This window comes from Parvimonas sp. M20 (assembly GCF_035282425.1).
GTDB lineage: Bacteria > Bacillota > Clostridia > Tissierellales > Peptoniphilaceae > Parvimonas.
On record NZ_JAYKBQ010000013.1, the window covers coordinates 1 to 17,941 of the forward strand.

26 protein-coding genes are annotated in these 17,941 nt (G+C 27.9%); 19 read left to right on the forward strand and 7 right to left on the reverse strand.

All coding sequences use genetic code 11. From position 1 onward, the window contains the following. The 7 genes from VJI93_RS06185 to pip all read right to left on the reverse strand — a co-directional run. Positions 1–272, reverse strand: a 272-nt coding sequence (locus VJI93_RS06185; RefSeq protein ID WP_324000065.1) for a hypothetical protein, incomplete at its 3' end; no start/stop codon positions are given. A 3-nt stretch (positions 273–275) separates the two neighbouring features. Further along, on the reverse strand, positions 276–662 hold the full coding sequence (locus VJI93_RS06190; protein ID WP_324000064.1) for a hypothetical protein: 387 nt from the start codon (positions 660–662) through the stop codon (positions 276–278). Between the two features lie 555 nt (positions 663–1,217). Further along, positions 1,218–1,601 (reverse strand): hypothetical protein, encoded by a 384-nt coding sequence (locus VJI93_RS06195; RefSeq protein ID WP_324000063.1) that lies wholly within the window; start codon positions 1,599–1,601, stop codon positions 1,218–1,220. Positions 1,602–1,710: 109 nt separating this feature from the next. Further along, on the reverse strand, positions 1,711–2,082 hold the full coding sequence (locus VJI93_RS06200) for a DUF6483 family protein (protein ID WP_324000061.1): 372 nt from the start codon (positions 2,080–2,082) through the stop codon (positions 1,711–1,713). Positions 2,083–2,090: 8 nt separating this feature from the next. Further along, a complete protein-coding gene (locus VJI93_RS06205; RefSeq protein WP_324000059.1) occupies positions 2,091–2,366 on the reverse strand; it encodes a hypothetical protein in 276 nt (91 codons plus the stop codon). After that, positions 2,363–2,656: a hypothetical protein gene (locus VJI93_RS06210; protein WP_324000058.1), complete on the reverse strand. Its 294-nt coding sequence runs from the start codon at positions 2,654–2,656 to the stop codon at positions 2,363–2,365. Before VJI93_RS06210 ends, VJI93_RS06205 begins: the two co-directional genes overlap by 4 nt. 25 nt (positions 2,657–2,681) lie before the next feature. Beyond that, the gene (gene pip, locus VJI93_RS06215; RefSeq protein WP_324000056.1) at positions 2,682–3,623 is read right to left on the reverse strand and encodes a prolyl aminopeptidase; all 942 of its coding nucleotides are present in this window, start codon (positions 3,621–3,623) and stop codon (positions 2,682–2,684) included. A 118-nt stretch (positions 3,624–3,741) separates the two neighbouring features. Between pip and VJI93_RS06220 the strand changes: the two genes are divergently transcribed. From VJI93_RS06220 to VJI93_RS06310, 19 genes are all read left to right on the forward strand, one after another. Then, complete coding sequence (locus VJI93_RS06220; RefSeq protein WP_324000055.1) at positions 3,742–3,981, forward strand: SemiSWEET transporter; 240 nt, start codon at positions 3,742–3,744, stop codon at positions 3,979–3,981. A gap of 71 nt (positions 3,982–4,052) precedes the next feature. After that, positions 4,053–4,241 (forward strand): type II toxin-antitoxin system HicA family toxin, encoded by a 189-nt coding sequence (locus VJI93_RS06225; protein ID WP_324000054.1) that lies wholly within the window; start codon positions 4,053–4,055, stop codon positions 4,239–4,241. Positions 4,242–4,272: 31 nt separating this feature from the next. Then, a complete protein-coding gene (locus VJI93_RS06230; protein WP_324000053.1) occupies positions 4,273–4,656 on the forward strand; it encodes a HicB family protein in 384 nt (127 codons plus the stop codon). A gap of 164 nt (positions 4,657–4,820) precedes the next feature. Beyond that, positions 4,821–5,708 (forward strand): fructose bisphosphate aldolase, encoded by an 888-nt coding sequence (locus tag VJI93_RS06235; RefSeq protein ID WP_324000051.1) that lies wholly within the window; start codon positions 4,821–4,823, stop codon positions 5,706–5,708. 142 nt (positions 5,709–5,850) lie between these two features. After that, a complete protein-coding gene (locus VJI93_RS06240) occupies positions 5,851–6,450 on the forward strand; it encodes a Type 1 glutamine amidotransferase-like domain-containing protein (protein WP_324000050.1) in 600 nt (199 codons plus the stop codon). Positions 6,451–6,588: 138 nt separating this feature from the next. Further along, positions 6,589–7,116 (forward strand): hypothetical protein, encoded by a 528-nt coding sequence (locus VJI93_RS06245; protein WP_324000048.1) that lies wholly within the window; start codon positions 6,589–6,591, stop codon positions 7,114–7,116. 96 nt (positions 7,117–7,212) lie between these two features. Continuing rightward, on the forward strand, positions 7,213–7,434 hold the full coding sequence (locus tag VJI93_RS06250) for an AbrB/MazE/SpoVT family DNA-binding domain-containing protein (protein ID WP_314939215.1): 222 nt from the start codon (positions 7,213–7,215) through the stop codon (positions 7,432–7,434). Further along, positions 7,421–8,554, forward strand: coding sequence for an alpha/beta hydrolase (locus tag VJI93_RS06255; RefSeq protein WP_324000045.1), 1,134 nt, complete (start codon positions 7,421–7,423; stop codon positions 8,552–8,554). Before VJI93_RS06250 ends, VJI93_RS06255 begins: the two co-directional genes overlap by 14 nt. A 31-nt stretch (positions 8,555–8,585) precedes the next feature. Then, positions 8,586–8,828 (forward strand): hypothetical protein, encoded by a 243-nt coding sequence (locus tag VJI93_RS06260; protein ID WP_324000043.1) that lies wholly within the window; start codon positions 8,586–8,588, stop codon positions 8,826–8,828. A gap of 5 nt (positions 8,829–8,833) precedes the next feature. Continuing rightward, the gene (locus VJI93_RS06265) at positions 8,834–9,343 is read left to right on the forward strand and encodes an EFR1 family ferrodoxin (RefSeq protein ID WP_324009217.1); all 510 of its coding nucleotides are present in this window, start codon (positions 8,834–8,836) and stop codon (positions 9,341–9,343) included. Positions 9,344–9,442: 99 nt separating this feature from the next. Next, positions 9,443–9,886, forward strand: coding sequence for a GNAT family N-acetyltransferase (locus VJI93_RS06270; protein ID WP_324000041.1), 444 nt, complete (start codon positions 9,443–9,445; stop codon positions 9,884–9,886). Positions 9,887–10,024: 138 nt separating this feature from the next. Then, on the forward strand, positions 10,025–10,309 hold the full coding sequence (locus tag VJI93_RS06275) for a hypothetical protein (RefSeq protein WP_324000039.1): 285 nt from the start codon (positions 10,025–10,027) through the stop codon (positions 10,307–10,309). Positions 10,310–10,552: 243 nt separating this feature from the next. After that, complete coding sequence (locus tag VJI93_RS06280; RefSeq protein ID WP_324000037.1) at positions 10,553–10,987, forward strand: MarR family transcriptional regulator; 435 nt, start codon at positions 10,553–10,555, stop codon at positions 10,985–10,987. Further along, positions 10,977–12,215 (forward strand): acyl-CoA thioesterase/bile acid-CoA:amino acid N-acyltransferase family protein, encoded by a 1,239-nt coding sequence (locus VJI93_RS06285; RefSeq protein ID WP_324000036.1) that lies wholly within the window; start codon positions 10,977–10,979, stop codon positions 12,213–12,215. The genes VJI93_RS06280 and VJI93_RS06285 overlap by 11 nt, the downstream gene beginning before the upstream one ends. Positions 12,216–12,354: 139 nt before the next feature. Beyond that, on the forward strand, positions 12,355–12,765 hold the full coding sequence (locus VJI93_RS06290; RefSeq protein ID WP_324000035.1) for a DUF6608 family protein: 411 nt from the start codon (positions 12,355–12,357) through the stop codon (positions 12,763–12,765). Positions 12,766–12,791: 26 nt separating this feature from the next. Then, positions 12,792–13,283: an SF0329 family protein gene (locus VJI93_RS06295; protein ID WP_324000033.1), complete on the forward strand. Its 492-nt coding sequence runs from the start codon at positions 12,792–12,794 to the stop codon at positions 13,281–13,283. Between the two features lie 523 nt (positions 13,284–13,806). Beyond that, positions 13,807–15,198 (forward strand): hypothetical protein, encoded by a 1,392-nt coding sequence (locus tag VJI93_RS06300; protein ID WP_324000032.1) that lies wholly within the window; start codon positions 13,807–13,809, stop codon positions 15,196–15,198. Positions 15,199–15,659: 461 nt separating this feature from the next. Further along, complete coding sequence (locus VJI93_RS06305; protein ID WP_004832653.1) at positions 15,660–16,253, forward strand: TetR/AcrR family transcriptional regulator; 594 nt, start codon at positions 15,660–15,662, stop codon at positions 16,251–16,253. A 4-nt stretch (positions 16,254–16,257) separates the two neighbouring features. Continuing rightward, positions 16,258–17,595 carry an MATE family efflux transporter gene (locus VJI93_RS06310; RefSeq protein ID WP_324000029.1) on the forward strand — a complete coding sequence of 446 codons (1,338 nt, stop codon included), beginning with the start codon at positions 16,258–16,260 and terminating at the stop codon, positions 17,593–17,595. Positions 17,596–17,941 lie beyond the last annotated feature (346 nt).

Below are 17,941 nucleotides of genomic sequence, written 5' to 3' on the forward strand. Positions count from 1 at the left end.
TCTGTTTCAATATCATTCCATTCATCAGTTCCTGCATAAGCAATTACAATATGTTTTGTATCCACTTTTCCATTTATAATTGGAGCTACTGCCATTGCTTGCATTCCGTTTTCATGGTCTAGTACTTCTAAGACTTTGAAATCTTTATTAGGTATTTCTATTTTATCTCCCTTTTTATAAGGGTTCTTATTGCCTTTTTTGGTTTTTCTAACCCTATAAACTTCGTATGAAATTTCTTTATAATCAAAATCTGTAATCTTTACATCACTCATATTCTAATCCTCAAAATACTCTATCTTTGCTTCTAATTTAGTGTTGTTTTTTGGAGGTTTTACTCTTTTAAATTCTTCATCATGATAATTGACACTAGTAATTTCTTTTGTTTCGTAAATTTCTGAAACAGTAGCATAATATTTTCCATTTATTAAAAGATCACAAGCCCAATACCCTGCCATATGATATTTTGTTAAACTTAAAACTTTTATTTCTTTAATTTCTTCACCATTTGATAATTCGTAATTATTTACAAAATATAGGGCAAGTCTTTCTTGCCTTTCTCTAAATTCTTCTTTGTGCTTTTCTCTATTTCCATTTAAACTAAAAGCCATAAAAACACCTCCTATTAAAATTATAACTAAGCCTATAATATATATCTTTTTCATTTTATATCTCCCTATTTCAAAATAAATCTAAAATACGTCTATAATTATTATATCATAGATAAACTAATCCTCAAAGGATTTTATTTGTCTTTTGGATTTAGTACTTTTTTAAGTTTATTTACCTTTAACGTCTAGCTGTTAATCTAAGTTATTTCCTTAAACGTCATCTCGACCAACGCGGAGAGATCTCATACTTTTGATTGTTTACAATCAAAAGTAAATGTATCGAAGATACATACTAGGTCGAAATATCATACTTTAATTTGAGTAAAAATGAATATAGAAATACTATGTTTAATAGGGCTTTATGAGATTTCCAGTATAATTGTATCTAAAGATACAATTACCACGTCAGACCTACTTTTGCTTACAAGTAAACAAAGTTAGGGCTAGATTCGCTTCACTTCACTACGTTCCGTTTCGGTCGAAATGACGTGTTGGAAAATTTTATTTGCTAAGTATTATGACGTGAAGCTTTTTATTTTCTATAAAATTTTTGAAGCTTTTTTGCTGTTTGCATTAAACAATCAACCCAAAAATATATTTTTTCATAATCTAATCCTCTAAATATTCTACTTTTATTTCTAATTTTGTAATATTTTTTGGGGGCTTTATTGATTCAATTTCTTTATCGTAAGATGCACCATCAATTTTTCTTGTTCTGTCATTTTCTGAAACACTAGCATGATATTTTCCGTTTATTAAAAGGGAACAATTCCAATATCCAGTCATATGATGTTTTCTAAAACTTAAAACTTTTATTTCTTTAATTTCTTCACCATTTTCTAATTCAAAATGATTTACAAAATATAGGACAATTTTCTCTTGTCTTTCTCTAAATTCTTCTTTATATTTAGTCCAATCTTTATTTATACGAAATGCCATAAAAACACCAAATATTAAAATTATTATTAACCCAAAAATATATTTCTTTTTCATTTTATCTCCTTACTTGCATTAAATTATATTAATATTAAAAATAGAAATCTTTTTATACTCCAGTTTTTACTAATCTAACTAAAAGCTGACCATAATAGTCAGCTCCTAGTTAAATTAATTCTGATAAATTATTCATATTAAACTCGTTTAGCAAGTCTTTTATTCCTGTTTTTATTTCATCTCTTTCAAAATTATTTTCATTTAAAAATTTTGAATCCTTTTCGTTGAGATATGAGTAAAAAAGGAGACCCATTAACAAGCTGTCTTGTGTTTTGTATTTCAACATTTCAAATAAAGCATCTTCAGCTTCATTTATATTTCCATTGTCGATTTTTAATTTTAAGTCTTTTAAAATTTCCTTACTTGCTTCTAATTTTAATAGTTTTTCAGGTGAAGAATTTTTATCGATTTTAAAGACAAATTCTAAAATCATACTTATCCATTCTTCAATTTTTCTCATTATATAATCATTTTTTAACATATTATCTCCTAATCAATTACTTCAAGATAGGATATGTAGAAGTATGCAGTTGAGCATATTAATCCCAAATTTAAAAACAACCACAATCCGACTTTTTTTGAATATCTTGAAAAATAAGCACCTACCGCTCCGACTAATTGTGGGAAAAAGAATCCTAAATATCCAATATAATGTGGTAGGTGAATTCCTTGTCCTGTTTTAAAGGATTTTACATATAGTAACAAAATTATTTCTACTATAGCACCAATTAAAAATAGTATTATTGATAAATTTTCTTTTTTCATATTTTACCGCCTAAAACCAATAAAAAAGTCATTATATGTTTAATATTAAATGTAATTAAGAAAAGAATTACACTTATTATAGAGTAAATTTTACTTAATTTTCTTGTAAAATACATTGAAAATCCAAGTAAAATAAGAGTTGATACATATAGTACTAAAAAATATATTCCCTCTATATCATTCGCCAAATCTGTAAGATAATTTACAGAATATAGTAATACGGTAATTAAAAATGAAATCAAAGATAGTGTAAAAACTATTTTTGGTAAATTTTTGTTCTTTGTTTCCATAGCTACCTCCTTTATTTAGAAAAATCTAAAAAAGTTTTTTAAATTCCTCTTGTGCTAAAATAAGCTCGTGAGTCATTGCAGGATCGAAAGAAGTATGACCTGAGATAGGGAAAATCAATTTTGAATTATTTAGTTTTTCATGCAATAAATAAGCTCCAACAGGTCTGCAATCTACATCATATCTGCCATGAACAATTATTGTAGGAATATCTTTTATTTTTTCAACATTATTTAAAATGTAATTTTCTTCAAAGAAACAATGATTTACAAAGTAGTGGCATTCCATAATCGCCATTGAAATATCTTCATCAGTAATTTCTTCTGAAATAACTCTCGGTTCAAGAGCAACAACAGAATTTTCAAAAGCACTGAAAGATTTCCCGTATTTTCTCTTTGTTTCATAGTCATCTGAAGTTAAGTATTTGTAATAACTTTGAACATAATCTTTTCTCTCTTCTTCGTTAAAAGGAGATTTAAAGATTTCAAAAGCTTCTGGGAAGAACATTCCTGCTCCACCTTGATACAACCACTTAATATCCTCATCTCTTCCCAAGAAAATTCCTCTTAGAATTAAACCTACAACACTTTGTGGATAATTTTCCGCATAGTATAAGGAAAGAGTAGTTCCCCAAGAACCACCATAGACAAGCCATTTATCAATCTTTAAATGTTCTCTTATCTTTTCCATATCCTTTGCAAGATTTTGTGTATTATTATCTTTTAATTCCAAAAATGGTTTACTTTTACCGCAACCTCTTTGGTCAATTGTTACTATTCTATAAAAAGATGGATCTAAAAATCTTTTAGATTTGTCTCCACAACCACAACCTGGTCCACCGTGAACAAATACTACAGGAGCTCCATTTGGATTTCCTGATTGTTCATAATATACTTCATGAACATCATCAACCTTTAGATGTCCTTTGTCGAATGATTCAAATTCGGGAAAAAGTGTTTTATATTCCATATTAACCTCCAAAAATACTAATTATTTAGTCTATACTATAATAAATAAAATCATTTGTCAAGTTGTATTTTATGTTCAAAATGTGGTAAAATTTTAAAATGAAATATTAGGAGGTAATATGATAGGAATAGTGGCCGCTTGTCTTACAACTTTTGCATTTGCACCTCAAGTTATAAAGATAATAAAAGATAAAAATACACAATCTCTTTCACTAATTATGTGCATTATGCAAACAACTGGAATTTTTCTTTGGCTTGTTCATGGTTTGATGATAAAAGACTTTGCACTAATTTTTGCAAATAGCATTTCGTTTGTGTTAGTTTTAATAATACTTTTACATAAAATCAAATATAAATAGATTTATATACAAAAACTTGACTTACGTAATAATACGTGTTACAATATATTACGTAAGGAGGTAGAGTGCACATGCCACTTACTGGGAAAGAAATGCTTAAGCTCCTAAAGAAAAATGGTTGGAAAGAATTAAGGCAAGAGGGCTCGCATCATATTTTAGAAAAAGATGGTGCAATAATTGTAGTGCCGGTTCATGCTAACCAAGATTTAGGAAAAGGTCTTGAGCAGAGAATCTTAAAAGATACAGGACTAAAGAAATAGTCCTGTATTTGAAAATTTAAGGAGTGATTTTATGTTTGTAGTTTATCCATTTGTATTTAAAAAAGAAAGTCCACAAGGTTATTTTATTGAGAGTGTAGATATAAAAGAAGCTTATACAGGAATAAATATCGATGATATTTCTTTTGGTATTTCAATGGCAGAAGAAGTATTAGGACTTGTTTTATCTGAATATGTAGAAAGAGGAATTGAGCTACCAAAAGCCACTCCAATAAAAAATGTAAAGACAAAGAATGATGAATTTGTTACTTTAATAAAGATAGATTTAGAAAAATTTCTAAAAGATACATCTTTAGTTAAAAAGACTTTATCAATACCTAAATGGGCGAATGATAAAGGAACAAGGTTGGGTATAAATTTTTCAAAAGTTTTAACTGAGAGTATATTAAAAATGTAAATAAATTATTAAAAGGCAATTATCAAGATGATAGTTGCTTTTTTATACCAATTAAGTAAAAAAATATTAAAAAATAAATGATTTATGAGTTTGTTAAATTACTTTAAATATGATAAAATATAGCTAGAGTAAAATTTACTTAATAATTTTTAAGGAGCGAAGATATGGATTTACAAAAATTTAACAGAATCAAAAACGATGAAGGTTTTATAGCGGCTTTGGATCAAAGTGGTGGAAGTACACCGAAAGCACTTAGATTATATGGTGTAAGTGAAGATGCTTATACAAATGAAGCTGAAATGTTTGATTTAATTCACGAAATGCGTACAAGAATTGTTACTTCAAAGGCTTTTACTAAAGAACGTATATTAGGGGCGATTTTATTTGAAATGACAATGGAAAGAAAAGTTAACGGTAAATTCACTCCGGATTATTTATGGAATGAAAAAGGCATAGTTTCATTTTTAAAAGTTGATAAGGGCTTAGCAGAAGAAAAAAATGGTATTCAACTTATGAAAGAAATTCCAAATTTAGCTGAAACTGTAAAAAAAGGTGTTGAATATGGAGTTTTCGGAACAAAAATGCGTTCAGTAATTAAAAAAGCAAATGAAGAAGCTATCAAAGAAGTAGTTGCTCAACAATTCGACTTTGCAAAGCAAATTATCGCAGGTGGACTTGTTCCAATTGTTGAACCTGAAGTTGATATAAATTCAGCAGAAAAAGAAAAATGCGAAGAAATTTTAAAAAGAGAAATTTTAAAAGAACTTGATAAATTAGAAGAAGGACAAGAAGTAATGTTAAAACTTACTTTACCAACTATTCCTAACTTCTACAAAGAATTAGTTGACCATAAAAGAGTTGTTAGAGTTGTTGCTCTTTCTGGCGGGTACTCAAGAGAAGAATCAAATGAAATTCTTGCTAAAAATCACGGAGTTATCGCAAGTTTTTCAAGAGCTTTATCAGAAGGACTTAATGTAAATCAAACTTGGGAAGAATTTGACAAAATGTTAGACAGCTCAATTCAAAGTATATTTGAAGCATCAAGAAAATAATTTTTTAAAACAAAGGACTGTGAATCTAAATTCATAGTCCTATTTTTTGTGGAATTAATTGAAATATTAGATTATATAATGTAAAATATAAAGTGTAAACTATAATTATAATCTTGTATTAAAATTTTAGGAGGGTATAAGTATGAATTTATTTTTATGTTCACATTTTTCTCAAGTTGGGAATTTAATTAAAGAAGAAATTGAAAATAAAAAAGTAGTTTTTATTCCAACAGCTTCAATAAATGAGGGTTATACTGGTTATGTAGGGTCAGCAAGAAAACTATTTAAAAAAATGGGAGCAAATCTAACAGAAATTGATATTTCAAAGGAAGATTTTAAAACAATAGAAGCTGTATTTGAAGAAACGGATATTATCTATTTTACAGGTGGTAATTCATTTTTCCTTATTGACCAATTGCGTAAAACAGGAGTTGATAAATTATTAAAAAAAGAACTAAAAAAAGGTAAACTTATGATTGGAGAATCAGCTGGTTCTGTTATATGTGCACCAAGTATATCTTATATTGAAATAATGGACGAAAAACCAGAAGATTATTCACAATTTGATGATAATGGACTCAATTTAATTGATTTCTATGTTTTACCTCATTATCTTACTTCACCATTCAAGAAAATTACTGCTACTATTTTAAAGAAATTCTCAGATTTGAAGATATGTCCTATTAATAATCATCAAGCTATTATGGTTAATGGTAAAGAATCAAAAATAATTGAAAAGTAATCAAGTATAAGTTAAATTACTAAACAGCAAGTCAAATTGACTTGCTGTTTTTTATAAAATAAAATTGAAATATTGCTAAATATAATGTAAAATATAGATTAACAAATGTTTTATATTATATAAGGAAGAGAATTTAAAATGAGAAAAATAAATTTTAGATATAACAAAAACACTCCAACTTTGCTACATATTATGGTTATTATAGGAATAGTGATAGGAATTCTTCTTTGTTATGAGTTTCTTATTTATTTAGGATTTGCAAGTACAAATGAGCCACAATATTTTAAAGACCATCCTAAGCATGCAGTATATTTGATTTTTGGATTAATTCCGATTTCAATGTTAGTACCTTTTTGGATTGTCTTTAAATTTTGGAGTAGAGAAGATGAAGATGCAGAGCTTGAGCTATACGATGATTATGCAATTTTAAAAATGAGAAATGAAAAAATTAAAATCCAAAAGGGAGAATTGGAGATTAAATTTCCACAACCACAGGCAATTTTATATACTACATATATACTAAAATTACCTGAACAAAAAATCGTCTTAGTAGGTTCTTTAAAAGAAAAAGGAAAATCAAAGCTATCTTTAAACATTGCAATAAAAGAGCTATCTGCTTATAAAAAGAGAAAATATTTAAAGAAGATAAATTTATTTAAACAGTAGAAATTAAAATCTACTGTTTTTTGTTTAAATTTGATTTATAAATCTTAAAGTAGTATAATAAGTATGAATAAACATACTTATTATACGGAGGTAGATATGAAAAGTAAAAAAGATGGAAAACTACATGCATGGACTGCGAAGGTAGGAACTAAGGGACAGATTGTTATTCCAAAAGAGGCAAGAAAAATTTTCTCCATAGAAACTGGAGATAATTTGTTAATTCTTGGAGATGAAAGAAGAGGGTTAGCCATTATGAATGGAGATGTTGCAACAAAAGTTTTGATGAATATTCAAGGTGATTTAAGTGAAGAAGATTAAGATATTAAAATTTATAGTGATATTAGTTTTAGTTGTAGTTGTTTTTATTGTAATATATGCAATTTATAATCTAAATTATGACTATTCAGGTGAAAAGTTCAGGAAGAACAAGGCTTCAAGTTTAGGCTTGGAAGAAAAACAATTTAATCTAAAAAATGGAAATGTAATAAATTATGTTGAAGGTCCAAATAATGGTCCGGCTATTTTATTATTACATGGACAAATGGTAGATTGGAAAGATTATCGTACTGTGTTTCCTGAATTAGTAAAAAAGTATCATGTATTTGCACTTGATTATTATGGACATGGAAAGTCAAGTAAAAATCCTGATTTATATAATATTGAAAGCATAGGAAATGATATTGCATCATTTATTCAAGAAAAAATTGGAGAAAAAACAATTATTTCGGGGCATTCTTCAGGTGCCTTAATTACTGCATATATCGGTGCTAAATTTCCACAAAATGTAAAGGCGATTATTTTGGAAGACGGACCATTTTTTGCAACAGAAAAAGGACGTGCTGAAAACACATTTTCTTATAAAACTTTCGAAAATATTCACAATTATTTAACTGAAAAACCTAATACTACTTATTTTGAACATTATCTAAAAAATGATCCGATGCGAAAATTGTTTAATGAGGGCGGAAAAGATAATTGGGATAAAATTGTGGCTAAACCTGCAATGAAAAGATTTCAAAAGGATAATACTAAAATACCAATTATTTGGTATTATCCGCCAAAGTTAGGAGTAAATACCTTACTTCAATTAACAGCGAATTTACAAGATAAAACTGGTGATTATGACTTAAGATTTGGAGATGCATTTTATGATTTCAGTTTCTTTAAGGGAATAAAACAAGAAGAATTGTTGAAAGAAATTACTGTTCCTACTTGTATATTACATGTAAAACCACCAAAAAATACAGCTCCTTCTTATTATAATGAAGATGGACTTCTGATTTCTGCAATGGATGAAAAAGATGCAAAGCGTGTTAAAGAATTGATTAAAGGTAGTATTTTAGTTGAAGGATTTGATTCTATGCATAATATTCATGGAGATAAGCCGAAAGAATATTTGGAAAAAGTGGAAGAATTTTTAGCTAATATAGAAAAGTAGAATTGATAGATTGGATTTAAAGGAGGAATATATGATAGGCATTTATCTAAGTGGAACTGGAAATACTAAACATTGTGTTGAAAAACTTGTATATTTGATAGATGATAAATCAAAATGTCTTCCTTTGGAAAATCCACAGATTATAGATTTATTAAAGAAAGAGGATGTAATTTTTTTAGGCTATCCAACTCAATTTTCTAATGCGCCTTTTATGGTACGAGATTTTATTATGAAAAATTGTTCGCTTTGGAAGGGAAAAATGTTTTTTGTATAAATACAATGGGACTTTTCAGTGGGGATGGAACGGGATGTACTGCAAGAATTTTTAAAAAATATGGAGCAGAAATTCTGGGAGGCATACAGATAAAAATGCCCGATTCCGTTTGCGACAGTAAGCTGTTGAAAAAAGATATTAAAGAAAACAGACAAATCGTAAAAAATGCTGATGAAAGATTAGAAGAAGTTGCAGAACAGATTAAGCAGGGAAGATATCCAAGAGAAGGACTATCTTTCATTGCACATATGAAGGGACTTTTTGGGCAAAGGCTATGGTTTTATCGAAAAACTATGGGATATACCGATAAATTAAAAATAAGCGATGATTGTAATGGTTGTGGTTTATGTAGTAGGGTTTGTCCGATGAAAAATATTCACATCAAAGATAAAAAAGCTATCCCTGAAAATAAATGTACAATGTGTTACAGATGTATAAGTCTATGTCCACAAAAAGCAATTACTTTACTTGGAGATAAGGTAATTGAACAATCGAGGTTTGAAAAATATATATAATTAAAATTACAAAAAATACAATATGATTGCTCTAAGGATATATAATCATTTGATGATGAATATAATAGATAAAATAAGTTGAGATTGTAGGATAAATTTATGAAGATATTGGAAATTAGAAAAAATAAAAAGCAGTATATGGAACTTCTGCTTCTTGCTGATGAACAAGAAGATATGATTGATAAATATATTGATAGAGGAATAATGTTTGTTTTAGATGATAATGGTGTTAAATCTGAATGTGTAGTTACTGATGAGGGAAATGGAGTTCTTGAAATAAAGAACATTGCTACAAACCCTAATTTTCAAAGAATGGGTTATGGAAAAATTCTGATTGATTTTGTTGTTACTAAATATAAAAATCAATTTTCTACATTACAAGTTGGCACGGGAGATAGTCCTAAAACTATTGATTTTTATGTAAAATGTGGATTTTTTCGCTCCCATACTGTCAAAAATTTTTTTACGGAAAATTATAATCACCCAATATATGAAGATGGTATCCAATTGGTTGATATGATTTATTTGCGTAGAGATTTATAAATTTGATTTTGTTTAAGCTAAAATATAGCAGTTTAACAGTAAGTCAATATGATTTACTGTTTTTTTTATATTTGAAATATCAATAAATATAAGGTAAAATATAGAATATTAAGGAAAATAGAATTTAAGGAGGTAGTTATGTGGTTAATAATCGCAATTGTAGGAGTTATTGTTGCAATAATAGGTCGTATTAAGGAATATAAAGATGAAAATTTCATAGGTTTTAAAAGGTTAAGTTTATTACTAGCAGCAGTATGCTCTATAAATTTTATTCATTCTGCCATAATTTATAAATTTTATTTTACCAACGGAAATTGGAGTATGTTTTTAGAGTTTATGCAAAGTAATGCTAAGAATGTATTGATTTGTATAGTTATATCTATTTTTATAAATTTTGTTCCGATTTCTATTTTTAGAAAATAGTCAAAATATAATAAAATAAATTTGAATTTATAGAGGATCTCTTTGTATAAATTTTGAGAATCCTCTTTTTTTATAATATAATCTAAAGTAGGAAAGTAATATAATATAATAGGTAAAAATCATAAAATATTTGGATGATTAGAAAAAATAGCATGAAAATAATAATATAATATTAATATGTAGTTGACATTTTTGGATAATTATGTTATTTTGTTAAGTAGGTTAACAAAAGGAGATGATAAAATGAATTATGAAAAATTTTTATATGATTTTCAAAATTTCATAAGGTTATATCATAGTTTAGAATACAAACAACATAAAATTTTTGACTTAAATTTATCAGAAGTACATTTATTAAAAATGGCTGAACATAATCCTAATTATACACTTGTTGAATATGCTGAAAAATTAAATATAAGCCGAAGTGCAATTTCGCAAGTAGTTAATATATTGGAAAAAAAAGAATGTGTCAAAAAAAATAAGATTAATAAGAAAAGTATTGTGCTTGAGCTAACCACAAAGGGACAAATAGTATGTGCTAAACACGATGAAGAGCATAAAAAAATTGAAAAAAATTTGAAGATAATTTTTAGTAAATATGATGATTATTTTTTTGAACAATTAAGTGAGTTAATGTCTGATATTGTAATTGTTTGGGAGGGATATGATGAGCTGTAAAATAATAATCGAAGATAGTAATAAAATTATGGATTCAAAGATTAATATATGTATTCAAGGACTAAAAAGATTTGAAGAAGTTAAAATTATTTTAGAAACAAGTTGTTTTTACAATATCAATGCTCCTATGAGTTGGTCAGAAAATACGCTTTGGAGGGCTGAGGCTGTTTTTCTCAGTGATTCAAATGGTACTGTATCTCTTAAAAAATCACCGTCTAAAGGTGGAGATTATATAGGTTTTAGAAATATGGGGTTATTTGAATCTCTCAAAGCTGTATCAATCACTAATAAAAAACGTATTAGAGACTTAAAAAAATTACCTTTAAATGATGTTGTTACTTATCAAATTTCAATTATGTCGGATGAAAAATTACTTGCTAAAACAACCTTTAATAGATTTTATAAAGATTTTAATATAGATTATTATGATATAATCAGAAAAAATTGGCAAGGAAGATTGTTTTATGAAAATGATAATAATAAAAAGCCGGCTATTATAGTATTATCAGGTAGTGATGGAGGAATTGAAAAAGCACAAAACATTGCGATGTTATTAGCTAATCATGGCTTTACAACATTAGCTATAAGTTATTTTGGGATGAATAACCAAAATTCAAATTTAGATAGAATACCACTTGAAAATATTGATGAGGCATTAAAGTATCTACAAAAGCTATCTTTTGTTGATTCTTCCAAAATTGGAATTTATGGTAGGTCAAAGGGTGCTGAGTATGGATTAATGTTTCTATCTAAATACAATGCTATTAGATGTGCAGTTTTAAATTCTCCAAGTGACAGGGTTTATGAAGGATTAAAAGGAAAAAGAAATTCTAAGCATTCTTCTTGGACATATGGTGGTGAAGAAATAGAATATAAACCATTTAAGATAAAGGATTTTATTATGAATATGTTAATAAAAAAATCAAGTACTGATAATTCTGGAGTTATAGATATAAAAAACATCACTTGCCCTCTTCTATTAATTACATCTACAAAAGATGAAATATGGGATTCTTATAGAGCTTCAATCAATATTATGAAAAATATAAGATCTAGCGAAAAGAATATTGTATTAACCACAGAGTTAGGACATATGAATACAATTCCATATCTTCCAAATCTCCGTTATAAAAAGAATAAAACAGATGATATATATTATGAAACGGTTATATCATGGGAAAATACAATATCTTGGTTTGTCAAATATTTAAAAAAAGAAAAAGTATAGTTTTAATATAAAATTGATGTTATAAAATATATATGATATAATTGACATAATTTTACTAGTAAAAGGAGAAAACTGCATCATGGTTGTTAAAGTTCTTTAATTCTTATGAAAATAAATTTAAATTTATGGAGGTAGAATTATGAAATATATATGGAATAATTGGTTAAAACAGGCTACTTTTCTTTACTCGGTGCTATATACCATTGCGACTATTTTTAATAGTGTGCTGTATCTTTTGAATGGAAAGTATGAAGACCCAAATGGAAATTGGCATGAAATTGATAGAGCGATTATTGTATTTATAATAGTTCTTGCATATATATTGATTAAAAATTTGAAACTTAAAAATTATTGGCTAAAGGCTATCATAATCTACATTCCAACTCTTTTATTAGTGTTTGGATATATTTGGCTAACTGGACTTAGAGAGCTTTTGGCAAAATCTGCTTATAGAGATATCTTTATAAATTACACAATAGGATATCTTGGGGCTTCGCTAATTGGTTGGGGAAAAACTTTTTTCAAGTCAAAGAATACAGAAAATAAATAAAATTCATTTAAAAGGGGGATATAATATTGGCTAGTTGGAGTGGTATAAGGAGAAAACTTGAAAAAGAATATCTTGCTGAAAGCCTACAAGGGCATATTCAATATTTTGCTACAACTTATAGTAAAAGTCCTGACCATGAGGGACGAGCAGCAATAAGATATGACGGAAAAGAAATCATCAAAGGTTGTTTTTGGAACAACTGGTTTAAAGCCGATTTATTTCCTAGAGATGAAAAATACGAAGAAAGAATGAAAAAAGAAAATGCATTTATTGACGATACAGCTTTAAAATTGGGAGTATTTGACCAACGTTGTTTTTACAATGCCTTTGTAGAATTTGACAATCAAAGTATAGAAATGAGCCTAAAAAGTGAAAATTTACTCGTAAGAATTTTCGCAGTTTTAGATAGACGAGTTGGAAAAAGAAAGTTAATTCAAATGAAAGAAACAATAGAAAATGAACCGGATACATTTCAGGAATTCTATGCAATTCGTATGAATGCTGAAGGAATGGTTTAAGTTTATAAAAATAAATATACACTTAAAAGGCGATAGAAATATCGTCTTTTTTGTGCGAAAAATGATATCTGCAGGGTAATTGTATCTAAAGATACAATTACCCCATCAGACCTACTTTTGTTTATAAGTAAACATATGAGATCTCTCCGCTTCGTTTCGCTTTGCTCAACTTCGGTCGAGATGACGTGTTAGGGGCGTTGTTTTGCAAGTTGCTATAACGTTAAACATATCGTTGTATAAGGTTATAAATATAGTTTGATGTTTATTTACTTTTAACGTTAAGCCCGTAATCAAAGTTTATTCCTTATACGTCATCTTGAGCGAAACGTAGTGTAGTCGAAAGATCTCATACTTTTGCTTTAGCAAAAGTAAATGTATCGAAGATACATAAAATATGTAAATCTCATAAGCCCACAAGCATATCAACTCAAATTGAATGAAATATATACATATGATATAATCATAATAAAGTATTAGCAATGAAAATTTAGATATAATCTTCTTAAATAGGAAGGAGTAAAAAATGGTTTTAAATGAAAAACAATTAATATACGGTTATGATTATTACTTCAAAAATGAAAATAGACCTAGAAGTATTGTAGAGGTTTCTGAATATAATGGAGAAAGTGCAATTATAATAAATTGTACTCAATTGGATGATAGTTCTAATTCAAAGTACAAAACTGCAAAGTCAAGAAAAAATGTTGTAAATGAATGGTGTGATTTTTTAATTAAAAATCCAACGGCTTTTACAGAACTTACATTTTGTACAAGAATGCCACAAGAGTTGTTTAATGCAGTTTGTTCACAACAAAATCTTAAAAAATTATATATTAAGTGGGGAGTTTATCCTGATATTTCTAAGATTTCAAATCTTGTAAATCTTGAATTCCTTCATTTAGGTTCAGGTTCAAGTGTGGGAAGTATTGAACCAATTTCGAAATTAGAAAATTTAGTAGCTTTAACAGTTGAAAATTTTCAAAAAATTGACGATTATAGTCCACTTACAAATCTTAAAAAATTAGAAAGTCTCACAATTGAGGGGGATTGTTTTGCTCCAAAGAATATTCATATAGATTCTATTGATTTTTTGAAAGATATGAAGCAATTAAGATTTTTTAGATTTTTTACAAGTATTGTAAAAAGTAAGGATTACACTCCACTTTTAAGTCTTGAAAATATAGAACATTTATCTATTAAGCCGTTTAAAGAAGTTAATAAATTATATGATGAGATAATTAAATTACCTAAATTAAAATATGGAACAATTGTATTTAATCCCGAAAATTTTATAAAAAATAGAGGTGTTATAATGAAAAATGCAGTTATATACATACATGGGAAAGGCGGGAATTCTGTTGAATCAGAACATTATAAAAAATTTTTTAATGATAAATATAAAATTATTGGCTTTGATTACAAATCTGAATTTCCTTGGGATGCGAAGATAGAATTTTCAAAGTTTTTTGATTCCATAGTCTCTGAATATGATGATATTTACTTAATAGCAAATAGTTTGGGAGCTTATTATTCGATGCTTGCATTATCGGATAAGAAAATTAAAAAAGCTATGTTTATTTCACCAGTTGTAGATATGGAAAAAATAATTTTAAATATGATGAAAATGTCTAATGTTTCAGAGGAAGAGTTATATAAAGAAAAAGAGATTTCAACATCTTTTGGAGAGACTTTGTCTTGGAAATATCTTAGCTATGTTAGGGATAATCCAATAGAATGGAATGTACCAACAGATATTCTCTATGCAGAAAATGACTTTCTAACTTCTTTGGAGACTATGACGAATTTTGCAAATAAAACTAATTCTAGTCTTACTATTATGAAAAATGGAGAGCATTATTTTCATACTGAAGAACAAATGAATTTTTTGGATAAATGGTTTAGTAAATTTATATAGTATTAGCTTAAGTTTGGTCGAATTTGAGAGGATTAAGTCAGAAGTTGTGTATAATAAATTTACAAAAATGCTACTAAGATATTAATTAGTAGGTTTTTGTTTTAAAATAATATAAAGTAAATGCTGAATATATTGAATAGAATATGTTATTATAATATGGTTTAACAAAATTTAAACAAAATTAATGTTATGTTAATACGAAATTATAAATTTAAAGATATGAATGTTTTGAAAATGAAGAGAGATAGAATTTTAGAAAAACTAAGAAACTCTTAAATGGAAAAATCTAAAAATTGGACGAGAAGACTATTTATCAGAAGTAGATAAGTAGTCTTTTTTGTGTGAACAAAAAGTTATTATTTATTTGTTTATTATGATTTTTGTAATATTAAGGTATTGACAATTAAGTTAGTTAGTGTTAATCTATTATTACCGATAGTTATGTCGGTAAGGAGGGCAAAATGACTAGAGAACGACTAACATCAAGAGAAAGAAAATTGAAAATACAAAATATTGCATTAGATGTTTTTACAAGAAAAGGATATAAAAACACAAGTATGTATGATTTAGTACAAGCTACTGGACTGTCCACAGGAGGTTTGTACCACTATTATAAAAGTACAACTGAAATTCTATACGATTTGATGTTAAGAGGTTGTAAATATCGAGAAGACATTATTGAAAAAAAGATATGTGAAATTTCTAAGCCTTTAAGTGTAGAGTTATTAGCTGAAATTACTGTTGATAGGGCACTTTCTACTAATATATTTATTCCAATATATGTTATGTTTTTGCAGTCAATGAAGGAAGATGAAGACTTACAGGAACTTTATAAAAAATTACAGGACAGTTATATCAAAAATTTTAAACGAATGCTGGATGAATATGACTATGGAGAAATTTGTGAAGAATCTTTGAAATTACTCAATGATTTACTTAATACTATTATCTTGAGTTGTGAGACATTGGGAATTAGGGAACATTTAGTTTCACAACGTCAAGTTCTTGAGAAAATGATAATTGATGTTTTAATGATAAATAGAGAAGAGGTGTAATTAGATGAATAAAGATAGTAAAGAGCTGTTAACAGCTAAACCGTTACAAATATTAATTAAACTTTCATTACCGGCAATATTAGGGATGATTGTTATCGGCTTATATCCGCTAATGGATGGGATTTTCGCCGGCCAGATACTTGGAGAGAAAGCTATGACCGCTGTAGGAATTGCCACTCCGTTCACATATATCAATACGGGTATCGCAACTTTAATTGGGGTAGGTTCAGCGTCACTATTATCCAGAGCCATTGGAGAAGGAAATCAAAAAATAATAGATAAAGTTATGGGAAATCTTTGTTTTTGGATTCTAACATTGTCAACAATTGTTACTGTTTTAGGGATCATATTTTGCCAACAATTACTTAGTGTATTTGGTGCAAAAGGAGAACTTTTAAATCTTTCTACTCGTTATTTACGAATTATTTTTATAGGGTCTATTTTTGTAAATTTCGCGCAGGCAGCAAATATGGTTATGCGTGGCGAGGGGTTGATGAAACGAGCAATGCTTATTATGGGAATTGGTGCAGGTATAAATATATTGTTGGATCCGATTCTTATGATACTATTTAGAGAGCGTGGTATTGAAGGTGCTGCTGTCGCTACGATAACAGCACAATTTGTTCAGGCAATTTTTACTCTTTGGTATTTTAAGAAAAAAAGTAAAGTTGTAAAAATTGGGATGATTAGAAAAGAAGGGGATATAACCGGAGATATGTTTTCCGTAGGTGTTTCTGCTATGCTTATGCAGGTGTTAACTATTATTCAGCAGAGTTTTCTTTATAGTCAAGCTTTTCGTTACGGTGGAGAAACATCCGCAGCAATTATGGCGGCTATCTTAAGAATGCAGGCTTTTTCATTCATTCCTCTTTGGGGAATGAGTCAAGGATTACAACCTGCTATTGGTGCCAATTTTGGAGCAGAGCAGTATGATAGGGTCAAAAAAATATTCAATGTTTTCGCTATCAGTTCTATTATATTAGCTGCTTGTTTTTGGATACCTTCAGAAATTTTTGCTAAACCAATTCTTGGATTATTTGGATTATCCGATGAAACACTATTTTTAGCTATTCCGAATTTCCGCATAATGTACAGTATTTTCATTGCTTATGGGGTAATGATTATGACTATAACATTTTTTCAAGCGATTGGAGATGGTAAAACAGCCGGTATTTTAGTTATGTTAAGACAGATAATTTTGTTTATTCCAGCTGTAATTTTATTACCTCGTATGATTGGAGCACAGAGCCTTTGGTACGTTTTGCCAATAATTGATGGAGTCGTTGTGTTATTGGGAATTCAGAGATATTTTATGGCAGTAAAAAAAATGGAGAAAAAATAGATTATATAGAAAAACGGTAAATTGTGAATGATTTACTGTTTTTTATTGTGAAACAACAAGGTTCCCAGGAATCCACCCGATGCGAAGCATCGTGGAAGGGTAGGGTTCTTATGGATGAAAATAAAAGATAATATATTATGTAATTGAAAAGATTAGTCGAAAAATTGAAAAAGCCAAAAAAAGATAAAAAACTAATTCGAGTATTACTATTATGAAGAATGGAGAGCATTATTTTCACACTGAAGAACAAATGAATTTTTTGGACAATTGGTTTGAAAAATATATTTTTGAATAAAATTAAATTTCTATATAAAAATAGTTGTTATAAATAAAAAAAGTGGTATAA